The following is a 15,089-nucleotide window of genomic DNA, read 5'->3' as shown; positions in this document are numbered from 1 at the left end:
ACCTGCCAGGTAATTGAAATGCATCCGCTAGCGGCCTAGTCATGCGCTCATGACAGCAACCCAGACCTCCGCCGGCAGCCTCATTCGCGAATGGCGCACGCGCCGGCGTATGAGCCAACTCGATCTCGCTATGGAAGCCGAAATCTCGCAACGGCATCTGAGCTTCGTGGAAAGCGGTCGCGCGGCACCCTCGCGCGACATGGTGCTGCATCTGGCCGAACAGCTGTCGATCCCGCTGAGGCAGCGCAACCAGCTCCTGCTGGCCGCGGGCTTTGCCCCCAGTTTCAGCGAGCGTTCCCTCACCGATGCCTCACTGGCGCCGGCGATGGCGGCCGTCGAGATCGTGCTCAAGGGGCACGAACCCTTCCCAGCGCTCGCTGTCGACCGGCACTGGAACCTGGTGTCGGCGAATGCCGCCATCGGCCCGTTCCTAGCCAATGTCGCCGAGCCCTCCTTGCTGAAGCCCCCGGTCAACGTGCTGCGACTCAGCCTGCATCCGGGTGGCGTCGCGCCGCGTATCGTCAACCTCGCCGAATGGCGCGCCCATCTTCTCGACCGGCTGAAACACCAGAACGACGCCTCAGGCGACCCGGTTCTGGTCGAACTGGAACGCGAGCTTCGGACCTATCCGTCCGGCCTGAACGGCGCGCGGCCGGTGCCGGTCGAACCAAACGCGATCGTGCACCCGCTGCGGCTTGCCCATGGCGATGCTGTGCTGTCGTTCCTCAGCACGATCACCGTGTTCGGCACGCCGCTCGACGTGACGCTGTCGGAACTGGCGATCGAATCCTTTTTCCCCGCCGATGAGCAGACACGGACGGTGCTGGTGCGATTGGCGAAGGAGCGTGCCGAGCCGTCCTGATCATCCTTGCGGCGGGGTCGCCTGGCGAGTGCGGGCACGTTCGAGGCCAAGCTGGCGCTCGCGCCAGATGATGAAGATGCCGGCGGCAACGACGATCAGGCCGCCGATGAGCATATGAACCGTCGGGACGTCGCCGAAAGCGAGATAGCCGACAGCTATACCGAGTATCATAGATGTGTACTCGAAGGGTGCCACGACCGAGGCCTCGGCATGGCGATAGGCTGCAGTCATCAGAATCTGAGCGACCCCGCCGCAAAAGCCTGACACAACCAGAAGAGCCGCCTGGACCGGTGTCAGCGCCTGCCAGCCGAACGGCAGCGAAAGCAACGCCAGGACGCTCGCCGTCACCGAAAACCATAGCACGATGGTTGCCGTCGGCTCGCTCTGGACGAGATTGCGCACCAGCAGCATGGCTACGGCCGAGATCGCTGCCGCGACCAGGGCGGCGATGACGCCGAGCACCTCCTGATCGCCGAGTGCTGCGCCCGAGCTCAGCAGGGTCAGTTCCGGCCATGAGATGACCAGGACGCCGACCAGCCCGACCGCAACCGCGCTCCAGCGATAGACGCGGATCGCTTCGCCGAGGAAGATCGAACTGAACACCACCACCAGCAGCGGCTGAGCGTAGTTCAGCGTGATCGCCTCGGGCAGCGGCAGCCGCGTCAGCGCGAAGAAACCGAGCCCCATGGCGCAGACACCGACAACGCCGCGCGCAATGTGGTTGAGCGGGCGCTTGGTCGAAAACGCCGTGCCAAGCTTTTTCTGGAAGGCCAGGAAGACGATGATCGGAAAGATGGCAAAGAAGGAGCGGAAGAAGACGATCTGGCCCGCCGGCACCGTGCCCGCCGCCTTGATGCAGGACGACATGCCGACGAAGACCGCCACCGACACGATCTTGAGCATGATCCCGGTGAGCGTATTGTGCCCGTCGGGATGATCCGCAGGGCTCACTTAGCAGTTGCTTCCTGGATCGCTGCCCAGATGCGCGCCGGGGTCGCCGGCATGTCGATGTGCTTGATGCCGTAGGCGCGAAAGAGTGCATCCGTCACCGCGTTGAGGGCGGCCGGCGTCGCTCCGATCGTGCCCGCCTCGCCTGCTCCCTTGATGCCCAGCGCATTGGTGGTCGAGGGCACGTTGCGGGTCTCGAAATGGAAGAACGGGAAATCGTCGGCGCGCGGCATGGCGTAATCCATGAAGCTCGCCGTCAGCAGCTGCCCGTCCTCGTCATAGACCGTGTTCTCGGTCAGCGCCTGGCCGATGCCCTGGACGACGCCACCATGCACCTGACCGGCCAGCAATATCGGGTTCACGGTGACGCCGAAATCGTCGACGATCGTATAGCGAACGATCACCGTTATGCCGGTGTCGGGATCGATCTCGACCTCGCAGATATGGGTGCCGTTCGGATAGGTGCATTCGTCCTGCACGAACTCGCCAAAGCCCTTGAGATCGTCCGGGTTCTTGGCGGCCTTGGCGATACTCGAAAAATCGATGGTGCGGTCGGTGCCGACAATGCGGGCAACGCCGTTCGACAGTTCGATGTCGCCGGCCGAGGCTTCCAGCTCATCCGCGGCGATACGCTTGATCTTGTTGGCCAGATCCTCACCCGCCCGAGAAGCTGAGACACCGCCAAGGGGAATGGAGCGCGAGCCGCCGGTGCCGCCGCCGGCCTTCAGCTCGTCGGTGTCGCCCTGGCGGACCTGGATCTTGTCGATACCGAGATGAAGCTTTTCCGATAGGAATTGCGCATAGGCGGTCGCGTGCCCCTGCCCGTTGGTCTGGGTGCCGATCTTCAGCGTCACTGTGCCGTCGCCGTTCAGTTCGACAAAGGCCGGCTCAGAACCCGGAAAGGCGCAGGCCTCGATATAGGTCGCCATGCCGATGCCGCGGATTTTGCCCGCCGCCTTCGACTGCACCAGCCGTTCCGGGAACGCCTGCCACTCCGCCTGTTCGATGGCGCGGTCCATATGGCCTGCGAATTCGCCGGTATCATAAAGGCGGTCGGTCTGGGTGCGATAGGGAAACTGCTGAGGCCGAATGAAATTGCGCCGGCGGATCTCTTCGACGGGAAGGCTGAGATCATGGGCGCAGGCGTCGACGAGCTTTTCCAGCAGGAATGCTGCTTCCGGGCGCCCGGCACCGCGATAGGCATCGACCGGGCAGGTATTGGTGTAAAGGCCGGTCACCGAAACATCGAGCGCCTGGATGTCGTAGACGCCGGTCGACATGGTGACGCCGATATAGGGGATGAACGGGCCGTATTGCGAGATGTAGGCGCCGATATTGGCGAGGAGGTCGACCCTCATGCCGAGGAAGCGGCCATCCTTGTCCATTGCCATCTCGGCGGTCACGACATTGTCGCGGCCTTGCGCATCGGTGAGGAAATGCTCGGTGCGGTCCCCGGCCCATTTCACCGGGCGGCCAAGACGCTTGGCGGCCTCGAGCACCAGCGGATGCTCGCGATAGACGAAGCTTTTCGGTCCGAAGCCGCCGCCGACATCCGGCGTGATGACGCGCAGCTGGTTCTTCTTGATCTTGAACACGTCGGCCAGGATGTACTGCATCGAATGCACGCCCTGCGAGCCCGTGGTCAGCACGAAGCGGTTCTCTTGCGTGCTCCACTCGCCGATCGCCGAGCGCGGCTCCATGTAATTGCAGACCAGCCGGTTGTTGATGAATTCGATGCGCGTGACATGCGCGGCCCTGGCGAAGGCCGCCGCGGTCTTCGCCTTGTCGCCGATGTGGTAGCTGAAGGCGCGGTTGGAGCCGAGTTCCGGCCAGACCAGCGGCGTGCCTTCGTCAAGCGCCGTGGCGGTGCCGGACGCGGCATCCTCGCCCTCGTAATCGACCTCGATCAGCTCGGCCGCGTCCTGCGCCAGCGCGCGGCTGTCGGCGACGACGAATGCGACGGCGTCGCCGACATAATTGACCCGGTCGCGGCAAAGGACCGGAATGTCGCGGGTCGGCGCCTTGGTGCCGTCCGGCTGCCTCTGCATGACGCCGGATTTCAGCTTGCCGAGATGAGCAAGATCCGCACCGGTCAGCACCAGATGGACGCCAGGTGCCGCCTTGGCCGCCTCGGTCGAACCGATGGTGAAGCTTGCCTTGGCCACCGGCGAGCGCAGGACGTAGCCGTGCAGGAGGCCGGCCGGCTGGATGTCGTCCGTATAGCGACCGAGACCTTTGAGGAAGGCCTGGTCCTCGCGACGCAGCACAGATGCGCCCATGCCGAATTTCGGTGTGACCACGGTCATGGATACCTCGCGATGATGTGGAGAACGAGTGCCTGAAATAGGCATTGCGCCAGTTTTGTCGAGTGACGGTTTCGTGTAAAGAGCGCGGGCTTCAAATTTTTAGACCAGCGGACCCACTTGCCGCTGCGGGAATCGACAGGAAACCCCACCGAATGCGCACTGACACCGGCCAGGTCTTCAAGCTCGAAGACTATCGCCCCAACGACTATCTCATTCCGGAAACCAGCCTGACTTTCCGCCTGTCGCCAGAAGCCACGCGCGTCACCGCCGAACTGACGGTCGAACGCCGCGACGGCGTGGCGGCGTCAGTGCCACTGGTGCTGGATGGCGATGGCCTGACGCTCAGCCGCATCGCAATCGACGGCCGGACACTCGCGCCGATGGATTTTTTTGCCACGCCCGATCAGCTGACGATCACCACGCCGCCCGCAGCACCCCGCTTCCAGCTCCTGATCGAAACCGAGCTAGCGCCGGCACACAACGAAGCCCTGATGGGCCTCTATCGCTCCAGCAACGTCTATTGCACGCAATGCGAGGCCGAGGGCTTTCGGCGCATCACTTATTTTCTCGATCGCCCCGATATCCTGTCCGTCTATACGGTGCGCATCGAGGCGCGGCGCCACGAGGCGCCACTGCTTCTTTCCAACGGCAACCCGGCGGGCAGCGGCGAACTTGCCGACGGCTGGCACTATGCGGTCTGGCACGACCCCTTCCCCAAGCCGTCCTATCTATTCGCACTGGTGGCGGGCGCGCTCGGCAAAGTCGCAGACAGCTTCATCACGCTATCCGGTCGCAAGGTCGATCTCGGCATCTATGTCGAGCCGGGCAAGGAGCGGCTCGCCGGCTACGCCATGGACGCCCTGAAGCGGTCGATGAAATGGGACGAGGAGGCGTTCGGCCGCGAATACGACCTCGACGTTTTCAACATCGTCGCCGTGTCCGACTTCAATATGGGCGCGATGGAGAACAAGGGCCTCAACATCTTCAACGACAAATATGTGCTGGCCGACCAGGAGACCGCCACGGATGCCGATTTCGCCAATATCGAGGCGATCATCGCGCACGAGTATTTCCACAATTGGACTGGCAACAGAATCACTTGCCGCGACTGGTTCCAGCTTTGCCTGAAGGAAGGGCTGACGGTTTTTCGCGATCACGAATTCTCGGCCGACCAACGCTCGCGAGCGGTAAAACGCATTGCCGAAGTGCGCACGCTCAGGGCGCATCAGTTTCCCGAAGACCAGGGGCCGCTGGCGCATCCGGTGCGGCCGCGCCGCTACCGCGAGATCAACAATTTCTACACGGCGACGGTCTACGAAAAGGGCTCGGAAGTGGTGCGCATGATCCGCACCATTCTCGGCGCCGAGACGTTCCGGGCCGGCATGGACCTTTATTTCCAGCGCCATGACGGCGAGGCTGCGACGATCGAGGACTTCATCAAGGTGTTCGAGGATGTGTCCGGCCGCGACCTGTCGCAATTTTCGCTCTGGTACCATCAGGCGGGCACGCCCAATCTGACGATCAGTTCGACGCACAATGCGGCAGCCCAGGAATTCACGCTCGAGATCGAGCAGTCGGTGCCGCCGACGCCGTCCGAAAGCCGCAAGCGGCTGATGCACATTCCGCTGGCCTTCAGCCTGGTCGGCGCCGATGGCAAAGCGATAGCCTATAACGGCGTCGAGGGAGCTTCCGTCGAGGACGGCGTTATCCACATCCGCAAGCGCCGGCACATGGTGCGCTTCTCGGGCGTTGCCGAGCGCCCGGCCATGTCGCTCAACCGCGGCTTCTCGGCGCCGGTGACGCTTTCCGTCGAGCAGAAGGCCGACGATCAGTTCTTCCTTGCCGGCCATGACGACGATACCTTCTCGCGCTGGCAGGCGTTCAACACGCTTTTGACCGACTCCCTGATATCCGCCTTCCGCCAGGTCCTTGGCGGCAAGCAGCCCAATTTCGCATCACGGTTAACCGATCTTGCCGGCAAGATAGCCGGCGACGAGACACTTGAGCCGGCCTATCGAGCGCTGGCTCTGGCGCTTCCGAGCGAAGCCGATATCGCCCGTGACATCGGCAAGAACATCGACCCCGATGCCATCCTCTCGGCCCGCGAGGCGCTGACGGCCGCGATCGCCGAGACCAACAGCGAGATATTCTCCCGCCTCTACGATCGACTGGCCGACAAGGACGCTTTCAGTCCGGTTGCGGCGAGCGCCGGGCGGCGGGCGCTGCGCAACATCCTGCTCGACTATCTCTCGCTGCTGCCGGGAAGCGCGGCGCTTGCGGCCCGGCATTTCCAGTCCGCGACCAATATGACGGACCGCGCCGCTGCATTGACCGTGCTTGCGCTCCGCCACAGCGGTTCGCCCGAGACGGTCAAGGCACTGGCTGACTTTGGAGCGAAATATGCGACCGATCCTCTGGTGATGGACAAGTGGTTCCAGATCCAGGCCAGCGTGCCAGGCCCGCAAACCATTCATGCGGTGCGCGCCCTGACCGGCCACCCGGCCTTCTCTATGGCCAACCCGAACCGGGTGCGCTCGCTTGTCGGCACGTTTTCCAGCGCCAACCAGACCGGCTTCCATCGCGCCGACGGCGAAGGCTACCGGTTTTTCGTCGAAACGGTCTTGCAGGTCGAAAAGCGCAACCCGCAGTTGGCCGCCAGGCTGGCGACGGCACTCAGATCATGGCGCTCGCTCGAACCTGCCCGGCAGGCCAAGGCAAGGGAAGCGCTGCGATCGATTGCCAATGTCGAGAACCTGTCGGCTGATTTGCGGGACATCGTCGAGCGCACTCTTGCGTGATCCCTCCCCCTTGAGGGGAGGTTGGACAGCCGCCGAAGGCGGATGGACGGGTGGGGTCGCTGCGGCAGTGCGCGGCCTCGACCGATCCCACCTGCCTCGACCCTTGATTCAAAGATGGAGCGCTTCGCCGACGACCCCTTCCGGCCCTACGGGCCACCCGCCCCTCAAGGGGGAGGGAGATCGGCGGATTTAGCCATTATTTTAGTCGATTTTTAATCTTTTTTCGCCGCGCCTCTGGACAAGGCGAATCACCTTTGATTCTTTAGCTGAAGATTCGGAAGTGCGGCGTCGCCGGATCGTCAAGCAGATTCAAAATCGGGGAGAGCCATTTATGGCGAAGGCGGACGCGTGGGGCGCGCCCGGAGGGACGGCTTTTGAGCGGCGTGAGGCGAGAAGCGATGGTCTCGCCGGCAATGCGCGGCTCATCGCCGAACCCGCCTACCGACGGCTCCTGGCAGCCGAGCCACTGTTGCGCCGATCGATACCGGCCCTGATCATCATTTTCCTGCTCGTCATCGCGGCGCTGCGGTTCCTGTCGCTGATGAACGAGCGCGACGACGTGGAACGCGACGCCAAGGCGATCCTCTCGCTCGCGGCGGGCCAACTGGCCAGTTCGATTAGCGTCGATGCGAAGATGGCGCCGGGCGCGACGCAGGACCTGTTGGAGGGCATTAGCCGTCAGGGCGCCATGGGCCGAAGCCACGTGCTTGCGGTCACCGACGGCGCGCTCAAGATCATTGCCGTGACACCGCTATCAACGCGCTGGGAGGGGCGACCGCTCGACGGCATCGTCCAAGGCGGTCAACCGCTGTTCATGTTCGGCGACCGCGCCGGCGTCATGGAGGTCAGCATCGGCGGTCAGGACTGGTATGCGGCAGTGAGCCTGGCAAGTGGCGGGAAAGGCGCTGCCGCAGCGCTCGTTCCGCAGGAAGCGGTCTTCGACACGTGGCGCAAGACCGTTTCGCTCAACGTCACCCTCTTCGTGCTTACAGCCGGCGTGCTGATCATCATCCTCTACGCTTATTTCGGCCAGGCGGCGCGCGCCCAGGCCGCCGACCGCATCTATCTCGAAGCGCACCAGCGCATCGACATGGCGCTGGTGCGCGGCCGCTGCGGCCTGTGGGACTGGGACATGGTGCGTGGCAAGATGTACTGGTCGCGCTCGATGTACGACATGCTGGGCTACGAGCCCTGCGACACGATGCTGTCGTTCGGCGAGGTCGACGAGATCATCCATCCCGAGGACGGCGACCTGTTCGAGCTTGCCAACAGGATCGTCGCACGCGAGATCGATCACATCGACCAGGTGTTCCGGATGCGCCATGCCGACGGACAATGGGTGTGGATGCGCGCAAGGGCGCAGGTGATCGACCCGGAAGCGCCGGAGATCCAACTGATCGGCATCGCTGTCGACGTCACCGAGCAGCGGCACCTGGCGCTGCGCTCCGAGGCCGCGGATCTTCGTCTGCGAACGGCCATCGAAAACATCAACGAATCCTTCGTGCTCTGGGATTCCGCCCAGCGTCTGATCATGTGCAATTCCAAGTACCAGCAGGATAACGGCCTGTCGGATCGCGACGTGATGCCGGGCGCCTCGCGCGCCGTTCTGGAGGAACGCATGCTTGCCTTCGCTTCGGAGCGGCGGCTTGCCAACACCAACGGGCAGCAAGGCGGCGTGACCTTCGAGCGGCAGCTTGCCGATGGCCGCTGGCTGCAGGTCAATGAGCTCAGAACCAGGGACGGCGGCACCGTCTCGGTCGGCTCCGACATCACCCAGATCAAGCTGCACCAGGAGAAGCTGGTAGACAGCGAGCGCCGGCTGATGGCGACGATCCACGACCTCAGCCTTGCCCGCCGGGCGGAGGAAGAGCGGTCGCGCGAACTGGTCGAGCTCAATCGCGAATACATGAAGGAAACCGAGCGCGCCGAGGCCGCGAACCGGGCCAAATCCGAGTTCCTGGCGAACATGTCGCACGAACTGCGCACGCCGCTCAACGCGATCATCGGCTTCTCGGAGCTGATGGAACAGGCGCTGTTCGGGCCCTTGGGCTCGCCGCGCTACGAGGAATATGCCACCGACATCAACGGCAGCGGCAAATATCTTCTGGGCGTCATCAACGACATCCTCGACATGTCGAAGATCGAGGCCGGCCAGTTCTCGATGGATCAGGAGGAAATCGACCTCTGCCCGCTGATGAGGGAAACGGTGCGCGTCATCTCGCTGCAGGCAGCGGAAAAGTCGATCACTGTCGAAACACGCATCCCCGATTCACTGACGCTTTTCGCCGACCGCCGAGCAATCAAGCAGATCGTCATCAACCTCCTGTCGAATGCGGTGAAATTCACCGGCCAGGGCGGCCGCATTGCGGTAAGGGCCCGCAACACATCCAGCGCCCTGGTCCTGACGATCGAAGACAATGGCTGCGGCATCCCGAAGGAGGCGCTGAGCAAGCTCGGGCGGCCGTTCGAGCAGGTGCAGAACCAGTTTTCCAAGAGCCATGCCGGATCCGGCCTTGGCCTTGCCATCTCACGCTCGTTGGCCGAGCTTCAGGGCGGCGCCTTGAAGATCCGCTCCACCGAAGGCACCGGCACGATCGTGTCGGTGCGCATTCCGATCAAGAAGTCGACGCAGCCGGTCAGGGCGGCGGCCTGACCCTCAGTTGTCGTGAAGCGGTTGGAACTTTCGGGAACGCCGGAGGGACAGCGCCCCCAATGCTCTCGCCGAAACAGCCGTTTGACGTTGCAACGTCATGGTCGCTTCGCACGAAGCAAAAGGTCGAAATCCTTCCTGACCTTTTGCGACGTCTCCTTGAGGTGCGCTTCCAGCACACCGAAATCCGGCAGGTCGGTGACCGCCAGAAGCAGATCCGAAAGCCCCGGCGGAACGTCGTCCCGTTCGAACACGCCGGTGAGGCAGAGCCGTATCATCTGGGTCAGCGCCAGATAGAGCGCATAGGCATCGCAAAGCTCCTGCCTGACCTGGGCTTCAGCGAAATCCGGCGCCAGCCTCGACAGGACTTCCGCTGTCCCGGTGACCCGGCGGCCGGCTTCGACCTTGCCCGTGATCACCGCCACCTGCGCGATGAATTCGAGATCGATGAGACCACCCGGGATCAGCTTGATGTCCCAGAGATCGCGCGGCGGCTTCTCCTTCTCGATCATCGCGCGCATCTCGGACGCTTCGGCCATCACCTTGGCGCTGTCGCGCGGCAGGGCAAGCACCGCCGCCACCTCGGCCTCGACCTCGGTGCACAGCGCTTTATCGCCGCCGATCGCGCGAGCCCTGGACAGCGCCATATGCTCCCATGTCCAGGCGTCCTTGCGCTGGTACTTCTTGAAGGCATCGACATGAGTGGCCACCGGCCCCTTGTTGCCGGACGGCCGAAGACGAAGGTCGAGCTCGTAGAGAACGCCCTCGGCGGTCGGTGCGGACACGGCCGATATCAGCCGCTGCGTCATCCTGGAGTAATAGTGGGACGGGGCGAGCGGCTTGTCGCCGTCGGATTCTTCGGCATCGGTGTCGTGATCATAGAGCAGGATGAGGTCGACGTCGGAGCCGGCCGTCAGTTCGCGGCTGCCGAGCTTGCCCATGCCGAGCAGCGCAACAGTGCCGCCAGCGACGCGGCCGTGCCGCAGCGCGAACTCGGCGATGACCGCCCGCAGCGCCGCGTCGATGGTAAGATCGGCCAGATCGGAAAAGGCACGGCCGGCGCGGACCGGATCGATCGAGCCGGCAAGCAGCCTGACGCCGATCAGGAATTTTTGCTCGGAAGCAAAGATACGCAAGCGGTCGAGCACGTCCTCATAGGCCCTGTCGCCTTCGAGGAAGGCGGCGAGACGCGCCGAGAGATAGGCGCGGTCCGGCAGCTCGGTCAAAAGGGCCGGATCCAGCAGGCCATCGAACACGTGCGGGCGGCGCGTGATGATAGCGGCCAGCCGGGGAGCCGCGCCCATGATCGTCGCCATCAGCTTCAGCAGAGCGGGATTGGACTGGAGCAGCGAGAAAAGCTGGATACCGGCGGGCAGGCCGGCAAGAAACTCATCGAAACGTATCAACGCCTCGTCCGCCCGGCGCGTCTGGCCGAAGGATTGCAGCAGCGCCGGCGTCAGTTCGGTCAACCGCTCGCGCGCCTCGGCCGACCGGGTGACGCGATAGCGGCCGAAATGCCAGCCGCGGATAACGCGGCAGATGTCGCTCGCCCGCAGGAATCCCAATCTCTGCAGGGTCTGCAACGTATCGGGATCGTCGACATCGCCGGTAAAGACCAGATTGCCGATGCCCGCCGAAAGCTCGGGCGCGGTTTCGAAAAGCGCTGCGTAGTGGCGTTCGACCTGATGGAGTGCAGCGCGGAACGCCCCGGCAAAGGCCGCCGCATCGGCAAAGCCGAGCATACGCGCAATGCGTTCAAGCCCTTCGTCATCTTCCGGCAGTATATGCGTCTGCTCGTCGGCGACCATCTGGATGGCATGCTCGACGCGGCGCAGGAACCAGTATTGTCGGGCGAGCGCGTCGCGCGCATCGGCAGTGATCCAGCCGCGTGCCGCAAGCTGGCCAAGCATCGGCACGGTCTCGCGGCCGCGCAGCTCGGCGAAGCGGCCGCCGGCGATGAGCTGCTGGGTCTGGACGAAGAATTCGATCTCGCGAATGCCGCCGCGGCCGAGCTTGACGTTGTGGCCCTTCACGGCGATCTCGCCGTGGCCCTTGTGGGTGTGGATCTGGCGCTTGATCGAATGAACGTCGGCAATCGCCGCATAGTCCATGTATTTGCGCCAGATGTAGGGCTGGAGGTCCTTCAGGAACGCAGCACCGGCTGCGAGATCGCCGGCCACCGGTCGCGCCTTGATCATGGCGGCGCGCTCCCAGTTCTGGCCGCGCGCCTCGTAGTAGCGCAGTGCCGCCTCGACCGGGATCGCCAACGGCGTCGAACCGGGATCGGGACGAAGCCTGAGGTCGGTGCGGAAGACATAGCCGTGTTCGGTGCGGTCCTGGAGAATGCGGACCAGCCGGCGCGTCAGGCGCGAAAACAGCTCCGTCGCGTCGAGCGGATCGACGACGGCAGGCGCCTGCGGGTCGAAGAAAACGACGAGGTCGATGTCGGAGGAGAAGTTCAGCTCATGCGCGCCAAGCTTGCCCATGCCTAGCAGGATCCAACCCGACCGGCGCGCCGGATCCTCGGGGTCCGGCAGGTTGAGCTTGCCTTGTCCGTGCGCGTCGCGAAGCAGGAAGTCGACAGCAGCGCGGGTGCAGGCGTCGGCAAGACTGCTGAGCCGCCGTACCGTGACGGCGGTTTCGGCCTCGCCTGCAAGATCGGCCAGCGCGATCAGGACATGCGCTTCCGCTTTCCATTGCCGCAGCTCCATCATCAGGCTGCTTTCGGAGATGGCTTCCGCCCGCGCGGCCTTGTCGATCGCCGTGCCGATCGTAATCAGCCGGGCCTCGACGGTTTGATCGAAAAGCGCATCGAGTATCTGCGGGCGGCGGCGCACTGTGTCGCGCAGAAACGGCGACAGGTCGAACACTGCGGCGAGGAAGTCCTGGACGGCGCCCTTGCCGGGCAGGAATTTTCCCAGCCGGGTAAGCCCCTCTTCCTGCGCGGCGGAAGCGATCCCCGACAATTCGTGCCGGGCGCGGCTCTGATCCAGAGGAACGAGCTTTGCCGCCGGCTTCAAGAGCCAGTTGGGCTGTTCCGCAGCCGCCCTCACCGCCATCAGCGATCCTCCCTTTCGGGAAAACTCATAACGACGGACAATCCGGGATCGCCGGGCAGAAGATCAAGTCGTCCGTTGTGGAATGTCATGATTGCCTTGGCGAGGCTAAGGCCCAGGCCGGAACCCGGCTGCGAGCGGCTTTTCTCCAACCGCACGAAACGCTCGGTCGCCCTGGCGCGATCGGCATCGTCGGGGATGCCGTGGCCGTTGTCTGTGACGGAGAGCCTGATTTCCCTGCCGACGCGATCGAGCGCCACGCGGACGGACGGCTTGGCTGTCGAGTCGGTAGAATATTTGATCGCGTTGTCGACGATGTTCGACAGCGCCTGGCCGATCAGCTCGCGATTGCCTTCGACGGCGAAGGCATCCTGCACCGAAGTCTCAAGTGTCACCCCCGCCTCCTCCGCCACCGGCTCGTAGAGCTCGACGACATCGCGCACGGACGCAGCCAGATCGACCCGGCTGGTGCTTTCGGAGGAATAGCCCGCCTCCAGCCTGGAGATCATCAGGATGGCGTTGAAGGTTTTTATCAGCTGGTCGGACTCGGCGATGGTCCCTTCCAGCGCCTGCCGGTAGTCGGCGGCCTTGTACTTACCGGAAAGCGTCGCCTCGGCGCGGTTGCGCAGCCTGGTCAGCGGTGTCTTCAGATCGTGGGCGATGTTGTCGGAGACCTGCTTCAGCCCTTCGTTGAGCGTGGCGATCCTGGCCAGCATGGAATTGAGGTTTTCGGAGAGGCGGTCGAACTCGTCGCCTGCGCCGGTGACCGGCAGCCGGCCGGAAAGATCGCCGCCCATGATGCGGCGGCTCGCCTCCGACACCGAGTCGATACGCTTCAGCGCCGCGCGTCCGACAAAGAACCAGATCAGAAGCCCGCCAAGCCCCATCATGCCCAGCGCCAGCATCAGCGCGCGGCGGATGACGGCGCGGAACCGCTCCGGCTCGCCGAGGTCGCGACCAACCAGCATGATCATCTGGTTCGGCAGGCGCAACACCAGCGCAATGGCGTTATGCCCCTTCTCGCCCTCCAGTTGCACTTCGTTCTGGCCGGACTGGGTGTCGTTCGGGTCGGCGACCGGATTGCGTTGCCGCTCGAGCTCGGCCTCGCCGAAGCGCCGGTAGGAAAACGGCTCTGTCGTCCAGCCTTCGGCCTCGAGAACGCCGGGCTCCAGGCTCTGCACGTTTCCGGTCAGGATCTGGCCGTTGGTGTCGGCGATCAAATAGAGATTGGCGCCGGGCTGGCGGGAGCGCTGCTCGACCACGCGGACCAGCAGCGGCAAGCCGCCGCGCTGATAGGCCCGGGCGAGGCCGAGCACCTCGTCGTTGATCGTGTCCTGGGTCTGGCCGGTCAGCATGCGCGCCGACAGCGAGGTCATGTAGAAGACGAGCAGCACCGCGCAGATGGCGAACAGCAGGAGATAGAGCGCCGAAAGCCGCGCTGCCGTCGTCCTCATGATGGCCGGCATGGAAAGAGCCATGCTACCCGCTCTTGAGCATATAGCCGGCGCCACGAACCGTGTGCAGGATCGGCTTGTCGAAGCCCTTCTCGATCTTGCCGCGCAGCCGCGAGACGTGAACGTCGATGACGTTGGTCTGCGGATCGAAATGGTAGTCCCAGACATTCTCCAGCAGCATGGTGCGCGTCACCACCTGGCCGGCATGGCGCATCAGATACTCCAGAAGCCGGAACTCGCGCGGCTGCAGCGTGATCTCGCGCGCCGCGCGCCGCACCGAATGCGAGAGCCTGTCGAGCTCGAGATCGCCAACCCGGTAGACGGTTTCGGCTTCCCTGGCGCTGGCGCGGCGGTTCAGCACCTCGACCCGGGCCAGAAGCTCGGAAAAGGCATAGGGCTTGGTCAGATAGTCGTCGCCGCCGGCGCGCAAGCCGGTGACCCGGTCGTCGACTTCGCCGAGTGCCGACAGGATCAGCACCGGCGTCGTGTTGCCTCTTGATCTCAGACCGGCGATGACCGACAGGCCGTCGCGGCGCGGCAACATGCGGTCGACGACCATCACGTCATAGTCGCCGGAATCAGCGAGCGCGAAGCCGGTTTCGCCATCGCCGGCGACATGGGCGGTGTGTCCGGCCTCAGTGAAGGCTTTCTGGAGGTAATCGGCCGCTTCGCGATCGTCTTCTATGACGAGAATCTTCATGGGACCGTTATACGCGATTTCGCTGGAAGATTGAGTGGCCGGCATATGCATCGTGGCCTCACCAGAGCGTATCGCGAACAAAGTGATTCAAGGATACGCCGTAAGTCTTTGTTTTGGAATGTCGTTGTCCCAAAGCCACCGGCACCCTCGGATCAAGACCGAGGCGGGCTTTTGGGCGACATGCTTCGTTGTTTGAGCATGTCGTCATCCCAAAACCGCTTCACACTTTTGGGCGACATGCTTCGTGTTTGAGCATGCCGTCATGCTCTGTTCGAGCGGCAGCGGGCGATGGGAGTCCGCTGCCGCTGGGGAACA

8 protein-coding genes are annotated in these 15,089 nt (G+C 63.9%); 3 read left to right on the top strand and 5 right to left on the bottom strand.

Translation table 11 applies throughout. From position 1 onward, the window contains the following. Window positions 1-49 precede the first annotated feature (49 nt). Window positions 50-862 (top strand): helix-turn-helix transcriptional regulator, encoded by an 813-nt coding sequence (locus EOC94_RS06100; protein WP_127289141.1) that lies wholly within the window; start codon window positions 50-52, stop codon window positions 860-862. Here EOC94_RS06100 and EOC94_RS06095 read toward each other — a convergent pair whose 3' ends face one another. Together EOC94_RS06095 and EOC94_RS06090 are read right to left on the bottom strand one after the other, a co-directional pair. Beyond that, complete coding sequence (locus EOC94_RS06095) at window positions 863-1,765, bottom strand: DMT family transporter (RefSeq protein WP_127289217.1); 903 nt, start codon at window positions 1,763-1,765, stop codon at window positions 863-865. A gap of 44 nt (window positions 1,766-1,809) precedes the next feature. Next, window positions 1,810-4,116, bottom strand: coding sequence for a xanthine dehydrogenase family protein molybdopterin-binding subunit (locus EOC94_RS06090; protein ID WP_127289139.1), 2,307 nt, complete (start codon window positions 4,114-4,116; stop codon window positions 1,810-1,812). Window positions 4,117-4,268: 152 nt separating this feature from the next. Between EOC94_RS06090 and pepN the strand changes: the two genes are divergently transcribed. Further along, a complete protein-coding gene (gene pepN / locus EOC94_RS06085) occupies window positions 4,269-6,914 on the top strand; it encodes an aminopeptidase N (protein WP_127289137.1) in 2,646 nt (881 codons plus the stop codon). A 331-nt stretch (window positions 6,915-7,245) separates the two neighbouring features. Continuing rightward, window positions 7,246-9,567, top strand: coding sequence for a PAS domain-containing sensor histidine kinase (locus EOC94_RS06080; protein ID WP_126102915.1), 2,322 nt, complete (start codon window positions 7,246-7,248; stop codon window positions 9,565-9,567). Window positions 9,568-9,662: 95 nt separating this feature from the next. On the opposite strand, the gene EOC94_RS06075 is transcribed toward EOC94_RS06080, so the two are convergent. Genes EOC94_RS06075 through EOC94_RS06065 form a run of 3 tightly spaced genes read right to left on the bottom strand, consistent with a single transcriptional unit; the run spans window position 9,663 to window position 14,774 of the window. Beyond that, complete coding sequence (locus EOC94_RS06075; protein ID WP_127289135.1) at window positions 9,663-12,623, bottom strand: bifunctional [glutamine synthetase] adenylyltransferase/[glutamine synthetase]-adenylyl-L-tyrosine phosphorylase; 2,961 nt, start codon at window positions 12,621-12,623, stop codon at window positions 9,663-9,665. Continuing rightward, window positions 12,623-14,098 carry a HAMP domain-containing sensor histidine kinase gene (locus EOC94_RS06070; RefSeq protein WP_127289133.1) on the bottom strand — a complete coding sequence of 492 codons (1,476 nt, stop codon included), beginning with the start codon at window positions 14,096-14,098 and terminating at the stop codon, window positions 12,623-12,625. Before EOC94_RS06070 ends, EOC94_RS06075 begins: the two co-directional genes overlap by 1 nt. A gap of 1 nt (window position 14,099) precedes the next feature. Further along, window positions 14,100-14,774 (bottom strand): response regulator transcription factor, encoded by a 675-nt coding sequence (locus EOC94_RS06065; protein WP_164547000.1) that lies wholly within the window; start codon window positions 14,772-14,774, stop codon window positions 14,100-14,102. Between the last annotated feature and the right edge of the window lie 315 nt (window positions 14,775-15,089).

Origin of the sequence: Mesorhizobium sp. M6A.T.Ce.TU.016.01.1.1 (assembly GCF_003997065.1) — a bacterium.
In the GTDB taxonomy this organism is placed as follows: domain Bacteria; phylum Pseudomonadota; class Alphaproteobacteria; order Rhizobiales; family Rhizobiaceae; genus Mesorhizobium; species Mesorhizobium mediterraneum.
Note: the sequence above shows the minus strand (reverse complement) of the source record. Positions and strands in the feature narration are given on the sequence as shown.

Coding starts and splice junctions, on each gene's coding strand:
- EOC94_RS06100 (WP_127289141.1), top strand. CDS start 50: ATGACAGCAACCCAGACCTCCGCCGGCAGCCTCATTCGCGAATGGCGC.
- EOC94_RS06095 (WP_127289217.1), bottom strand. CDS start 1,765: ATGCTCAAGATCGTGTCGGTGGCGGTCTTCGTCGGCATGTCGTCCTGC.
- EOC94_RS06090 (WP_127289139.1), bottom strand. CDS start 4,116: ATGACCGTGGTCACACCGAAATTCGGCATGGGCGCATCTGTGCTGCGT.
- pepN (WP_127289137.1), top strand. CDS start 4,269: ATGCGCACTGACACCGGCCAGGTCTTCAAGCTCGAAGACTATCGCCCC.
- EOC94_RS06080 (WP_126102915.1), top strand. CDS start 7,246: ATGGCGAAGGCGGACGCGTGGGGCGCGCCCGGAGGGACGGCTTTTGAG.
- EOC94_RS06075 (WP_127289135.1), bottom strand. CDS start 12,623: ATGGCGGTGAGGGCGGCTGCGGAACAGCCCAACTGGCTCTTGAAGCCG.
- EOC94_RS06070 (WP_127289133.1), bottom strand. CDS start 14,098: ATGGCTCTTTCCATGCCGGCCATCATGAGGACGACGGCAGCGCGGCTT.
- EOC94_RS06065 (WP_164547000.1), bottom strand. CDS start 14,774: ATGAAGATTCTCGTCATAGAAGACGATCGCGAAGCGGCCGATTACCTC.